This window comes from Nocardioides sp. NPDC101246, from assembly GCF_044767415.1.
In the GTDB taxonomy this organism is placed as follows: Bacteria; Actinomycetota; Actinomycetes; order Propionibacteriales; family Nocardioidaceae; genus Nocardioides.
In genome coordinates this window covers 310,738-312,613 of the sequence record NZ_JBIWNX010000008.1, presented here as the reverse complement: position 1 = coordinate 312,613, position 1,876 = coordinate 310,738, and the positions used below count along the sequence as shown (strand labels likewise).

General features: G+C 72.5%; 2 protein-coding genes. One reads left to right on the top strand and one right to left on the bottom strand.

Annotated features, from left to right (window positions below; all coding sequences use genetic code 11):
- Window positions 1-161 precede the first annotated feature (161 nt).
- A complete protein-coding gene (locus ACIRON_RS17415; protein ID WP_402993752.1) occupies window positions 162-1,256 on the bottom strand; it encodes an alkene reductase in 1,095 nt (364 codons plus the stop codon).
- A gap of 102 nt (window positions 1,257-1,358) precedes the next feature.
- On the opposite strand from ACIRON_RS17415, the gene ACIRON_RS17410 reads away from it, so the two are divergent.
- The gene (locus ACIRON_RS17410; protein ID WP_402993750.1) at window positions 1,359-1,736 is read left to right on the top strand and encodes a MerR family transcriptional regulator; all 378 of its coding nucleotides are present in this window, start codon (window positions 1,359-1,361) and stop codon (window positions 1,734-1,736) included.
- Window positions 1,737-1,876 lie beyond the last annotated feature (140 nt).

Sequence of the window (1,876 nt, the reverse complement as noted above, 5' to 3'; positions counted from 1 at the left end):
TTTTCTTTGGGGTGGGCGGCCAACCCCACCACCACCACCACCAAAAACCCACACTCACTTGTTCTGCGGGCGCGGGGTGTGTGGGGGGCGGAGTTGGGCCCCCCCCCCCCCCCCACAACTACGGATTCGGCATCCGCTCCTGCGGTCTCGATCGAGACGAGTCAGGCGACCTGGTGCTGGGCCGGGAGGTCGAGGAAGCCGGCATCGCCGCCGGCGTAGTAGGTCGCCGGGTCGGCCTCGGCGAGGGGAAGCCGGCGACGAAGGCGCTCGACGAGATCCGGATTGGCGAGGTACGCCCGGCCGAAGCTCACCAGGTCGGCACCCAGGCCGAGCCAGCGGTCCGCGGAGGCCAGATCGGTCGGCCTGGCTCCGAACGCCGCATCACCGCGGGTCAGCCAGGAGCTCGGGTTGACGATCATGGTTCCGTCCCACCGCTTGCGCAGGTCGAGCAAGGTCGCCTCATCAGTGGTGGCCTCGAGGTGGACGTACGCCAGCCCGAGCCGGTTGAGCTCGGCGAGCAACGCCGCATAGACCTCCGCATGATCGGGCTCGGTGACGTCCCAGAGCCCTGCACCGGGCGAGAGCCGGATGCCGACGCGGTCGCCGCCGACGGCGTCCACCGTCGCCGCGACCGCCTCGACGGCGAACCGGATCCGGTTGGCCACCGAGCCGCCGTAGCGATCGGTTCGCAGGTTGGCGTTGGTCGAGAGGAACTGGCTGATCAGGTAGCCGTTGGCCCCGTGCAGCTCGACCCCGTCGAAACCGGCGCCCACCGCACGGCGGGCAGCTTCGGCGTACGACCCCGCCTGCTCCGCGATCTCCGCGGTCTCCAGGGCACGCGGCACCGGCGCGGGCTGGGGCCCGGTCGGCGTGAAGACGTCGGCGGCCGCGGTGACGGCTGAGGGAGCCACCGGCCGGAGGCCGGAGATCGACTCGTGCGAGATCCGGCCGCCGTGCATGAGCTGGGCGAAGATCCGGCCACCGTTGATGTGGACCGCGTCGGTGACCTGCCGCCAGGAGGCGGCCTCCTCCTCGGTGCGCAGTCCCGCGGTGTTGGGGTTCGAGGTGCCGACACGGTTGGGGGCGATCCCGTCGGAGACGAGCAGCCCGGCGGTCGCCCGCTGAGCGAAGTACGTCGCCATCGAAGGCGTCGCCAGTCCGTCGGCGGTGCCTCGGGCGCGGGTCATCGGCGCCATCACGATCCGGTTCGGCAGCGTCAGCGGGCCCAGGTGGTGGCGGTCGAAGAGGCTGGTCACAGGTGAGCTCCTTGGGAGTGGCAGTGGTTCGCCACGTACGCTAGAACCTGACACTGACGTCAGAGGCAAGTCTTGTGCCGGAGATCACCCAGGAGGAGTTCGATGCGGATCGGCGAGCTCGCGAGGCGAGCAGGCGTGAGCGTCCGCTCGCTGCGCTACTACGAGGAGCAGGGGCTGCTCGAGTCCGAGCGCAGCAGCAGCGGCCAGCGGCACTATCCGGAGGCGGCCGTCGACCGGGTGATCCTCCTCCAGCGGCTCTACGCGGGCGGACTCTCGAGCCGTACGATCGGCGAGGTCCTCCCCTGCGTCGACCGGCCGAGCGCCGACACCTCCGAGGCCGCCTTCGAGATGATGGTCGGCGAGCGCGACCGGCTCAGCGCCCACATCGAGGACCTGCTCCGGACCCGCGACATGCTCGACGAGCTGATCGCCACGAACCGCCGCCACAACGCGACCCTCGCGTCGGACTCAGCCCGCTGACCGACCGGCCGAGACAGCAGAAGTGGGGGGGGGGGGGGGGGGGGGGGGGGGGGGCGCGCGCCGCCGGCGGGGGGGGGGGGGGGGGGGGGCGGCGGGGGGGGGGGGGGGGGGGGGGGGGGGGGGGGGGGGGGCCGCCCCCG

Excerpts from the sequence above, each read along its gene's own strand:
- ACIRON_RS17410 (WP_402993750.1), top strand. The coding sequence starts at position 1,359 with ATGCGGATCGGCGAGCTCGCGAGGCGAGCAGGCGTGAGCGTCCGCTCG.